7 protein-coding genes are annotated in these 3,365 nt (G+C 49.0%); 2 read left to right on the forward strand and 5 right to left on the reverse strand.

The genetic code is table 11. The features are described 5' to 3' along the window. Both IBX50_RS18640 and IBX50_RS18645 read left to right on the forward strand, forming a co-directional pair. Positions 1–867 (forward strand): substrate-binding domain-containing protein (locus IBX50_RS18640; protein WP_292257903.1); only part of this gene is annotated, 867 nt, incomplete at its 5' end. A gap of 124 nt (positions 868–991) precedes the next feature. Next, the gene (locus tag IBX50_RS18645) at positions 992–1,993 is read left to right on the forward strand and encodes a GGDEF domain-containing protein (RefSeq protein ID WP_292257904.1); all 1,002 of its coding nucleotides are present in this window, start codon (positions 992–994) and stop codon (positions 1,991–1,993) included. A 1-nt stretch (position 1,994) separates the two neighbouring features. Here the strand turns inward: IBX50_RS18645 and IBX50_RS18650 are convergent, their stop codons facing one another. The 5 genes from IBX50_RS18650 to IBX50_RS18670 form a co-directional block, all read right to left on the reverse strand. Beyond that, positions 1,995–2,222: a hypothetical protein gene (locus tag IBX50_RS18650; protein WP_292257905.1), complete on the reverse strand. Its 228-nt coding sequence runs from the start codon at positions 2,220–2,222 to the stop codon at positions 1,995–1,997. Then, positions 2,215–2,493, reverse strand: a complete 279-nt coding sequence (locus tag IBX50_RS18655) for a nucleotidyltransferase domain-containing protein (protein WP_292257906.1) — start codon at positions 2,491–2,493, stop codon at positions 2,215–2,217. Before IBX50_RS18655 ends, IBX50_RS18650 begins: the two co-directional genes overlap by 8 nt. Before the next feature lie 63 nt (positions 2,494–2,556). Beyond that, positions 2,557–2,910 (reverse strand): type II toxin-antitoxin system PemK/MazF family toxin, encoded by a 354-nt coding sequence (locus IBX50_RS18660; RefSeq protein WP_292257907.1) that lies wholly within the window; start codon positions 2,908–2,910, stop codon positions 2,557–2,559. Next, positions 2,901–3,131 (reverse strand): hypothetical protein, encoded by a 231-nt coding sequence (locus tag IBX50_RS18665; protein WP_292257908.1) that lies wholly within the window; start codon positions 3,129–3,131, stop codon positions 2,901–2,903. Before IBX50_RS18665 ends, IBX50_RS18660 begins: the two co-directional genes overlap by 10 nt. Before the next feature lie 23 nt (positions 3,132–3,154). Further along, a partial coding sequence (locus tag IBX50_RS18670; protein WP_292257909.1) for a hypothetical protein occupies positions 3,155–3,365 on the reverse strand: 211 nt, incomplete at its 5' end.

Genomic DNA, 3,365 nt, shown 5'->3' on the forward strand with positions numbered 1-3,365 from the left:
GTTAAAACCGCCAACAGCGAATGGACAATGACAAAACGGAAAACCACTCTGAATTTTCTGATCACCCTGATCCTTGGATTAGTGGTGAGCTTGCCACTCTATGCCAGCCGCATGAGCCAATCCGATCTGCCGATGAGCCAGTTCAACTTTCAGGGCTTTGTGCCGGATTCAAAAGAAAACCGCCGTGGTGAAGAAGACCCTAACCTGATCCGGCTGATGGTCAATCCCAGCTTTTACTGGACTATTAACCGAATTATTGATCAATACCAGCAACAACATAACCGTCCATTCCGTATTCATCAGGGCAGCTATCAGGACTTTATCAATCTGATTGAAGATGGTGAAACCTTTGATCTGGTGATTTTTGACCAGATGGCACAGGCACATGAACTGCTGGCACAAAAACGTGCCACTGAGGCTCGTGTTCTGGCGATTGGCCGTATCGGTCTTTGGGCACCACTGGAAAGTGCACGCAGCCTGACTGTCATCAACCTGCAAAATGGCCCGATTGGACTAATGCCGGAACACACCATGCAGCATCAGGCTGCCAGAGAGGTGCTGGAGCGCGGGGAAATGTTGCGCAGTGTGGAGCCTCGCCTGCAGACTACCACCGAATTCCAGGATCTTTACAGCCTGATCGAAAAACGTGAAATCCCCATGGGGTTTTTACCCTGGCAGCGCATCATCGAGGGTGGCATCCAGCAGCAGAGGGATGTACTCAAGCTCCAAGGTAACCACCACTCCTCCATCATTTATGCCGCAGCTCTGACCCGTGCCGGCAGTACACGCATGGATGTTAAACACTTCTGGCAGCAACTTTTTGAACCAGCAAGCCAGAACATCCTGAAACAATCCGGTTTTGATTGACACGCCCTAGTCCAATACTGCAGTCAGGCTACATTTGCTGACAAAAGAGTCAATACAAACACTTGTTTTAATCACTTGCTTTAACTAAGGTTGCTACAGGTCAATTGGAGCCACGGGCAATCTTATGGAATTACAACAACAAGCCATCAACCCTCGCGCAACGCTATCCAGCTTTCGCAACCGTGTGACATTTAATCTACAGCTTTGGACGCTGCTGGCCTTGGTGCCTATGGTATTGCTGCAAATCTATCAGCAACACCATCTCTTGGCAGCTATGATGCTAGCGTTTGTGCTGTTTCTGATAAACAACCTTCGTGTTGGACGCAAGCAGCACCTACAGGAATGGCAGGCACAGGGGTTTGTAGTTTTTGCCAGCGTATGCGTTATCTATTCCACTTTCATCAGTGGTCATCAGGGCATTTATTGGGCTTTCCCAGTGATGGCCTGCTATTTTTTTATGCTGCGCTCACAACTTGCCGGCAAGGCAGCTCTGACATTTCTGGTGGCGTTGTTGCCAGTAATCCTTGTCAGCTTCCCATTACCAGAGGCAATTAGAGTTATCCTGGCGCTGGGTGTGACCACCGTATTTGTTAATTTTTTTGCCGTGATTGTGGTACGACTGCACAAGGATCTGGTCAAGCTGGCCACCCGTGATCCACTCACAGGCTGTTTAAATCGCAGCCAACTGGCAGACAACCTGTGCGGGGCACTCAAGGATCATCGCGAGAAAGGAACCCACTACAGCCTGCTGCTACTGGATCTGGATTTTTTCAAACAGGTTAATGACCAGCATGGTCATCATCAAGGTGATCAGCTGCTAAAAGCCTTTGCCGAGCTGGTGCAACAGCAGCTGCAACCGGATGACCAGCTCTTTCGGCTTGGTGGGGAGGAGTTTCTGATACTCCTCAAAGACAAGGATCTGCAGGCAGCACAGGAAGTGACCGAAAAGCTGCTGCAACAAATACGCAACACAACCTTCTGCAACAACCTGCACATCACCAGCAGCGCTGGCCTGGCCATGGCTCACAGTGAATACAGAGACTGGTCACTCTGGCTGCACCAAGCTGACGAAGTGCTCTACCAAGCCAAAAACAGCGGACGAGATAACTACCGGGTAGTGGGTTGAGTCAGGCTGCATTTGGCAAACTCAAACAATACCTGATATTTCTGGCTTTTAATGTCTGCTTGGCAATACCAATGCAGGCTTCCGTCAGCAACTGCAGGTTACGCTCTGCTCCACGATAGATCAGCTGTGGTAAACGATCCGTGCTCACCAGCAGGGCGTTCAGCTCAGCAAGCTCTTCACTCAGCTGCGCGAGGTGCTCCGTGATTGCCACTACATAAGCTTCATCCATAATGAATCCGGTGATACTGATAATCGACTTCCCACATGGAGGTAATACGTAACTCTTCCCTGATCAGTCTCAGCTGGTCACGCACAAACATCACCTGACCGTCACGAACAACTGCCACAGCCAAATCATAATCACTGCCCTGTGCTGCAGTACCTTTTGCTCGGGAACCATAAAGCCAGAGCACCGCAACAGGTTCGTCAGCAGCCATCTCAGCTAGACGGACAAGTATCTCTTCATGGTTCATCTGCTCGATTAGTTTGGCTTTTTCCACTTGCTGCCTCTGCTTGTCAGATCTCTATCCAGATATATTTTACATTACGCTAATCAGCTACTTTCACAGCAAGCGGTTAGCACCACATCCAAAATACCGGCAAAAATCCTGGTGCAGCTTCTGAAATCGAGTAACCGTCAGCTCACCATACTTTTTCACGACCACCTGCTTTGAAATTACAAATGTTTTCCGTACCATCACTTTAGAGGGCCTGGGAAGTACTCCAAGTGCAAAATCCTCGTGATCAATCAATGACTCATCATCGTGCAGCCTGACCAACTGACTGCTTACAGGGATACCGACAAAATCGTCAAAAGGCAGGTTATCCCGAAAAACAATAACAGGTCTTAACTTGTGTTGTTTGAAGTCCGAAAAATAGAACTTACAGAGCACCAGATCACCCTGCTTTATTTCCATACTTCATCCTCAGACAAGTCACGCCACTCCTCCACCAACCCTGCCGAGTGATCAGATGCTGCCCGTAACTCAATATCATCTTGTTGAGCTTCAGTATTATCTCTTCCTTCATCGTCAAGCAAAATAACAACCCGTGCATGCTTGTTGGTCAGTGACTGGTACTGTTCTGGAATCTTGACCACACCGTTCTGAATATCTGTTTCAAACTCTATCGCATACATGATTTTCCTCCACTAGAGATCGGTTAGATCTCTATCCGAGTGTAACCCGCATCCAATCCTTCTGCCATTTTGCTGCTGGTGACTATCGCCACGCTGGCTTTTTCCGGCTTGAGGTAGGTTGTTGCCACACGCAGCAGGTCGTCTCCAGTCACGGCCAAGATTTGGCTACGGAAAGCACGACGTTGCTCTGGGGTGCGCCCAAACAGGGTGGAGTGAAAAGTCTGGCGTGCATCA

The organism is Marinospirillum sp. (assembly GCF_014859565.1).

Coding starts and splice junctions, on each gene's coding strand:
- IBX50_RS18645 (WP_292257904.1), top strand. CDS start 992: ATGGAATTACAACAACAAGCCATCAACCCTCGCGCAACGCTATCCAGC.
- IBX50_RS18650 (WP_292257905.1), bottom strand. CDS start 2,222: ATGGATGAAGCTTATGTAGTGGCAATCACGGAGCACCTCGCGCAGCTG.
- IBX50_RS18660 (WP_292257907.1), bottom strand. CDS start 2,910: ATGGAAATAAAGCAGGGTGATCTGGTGCTCTGTAAGTTCTATTTTTCG.
- IBX50_RS18665 (WP_292257908.1), bottom strand. CDS start 3,131: ATGTATGCGATAGAGTTTGAAACAGATATTCAGAACGGTGTGGTCAAG.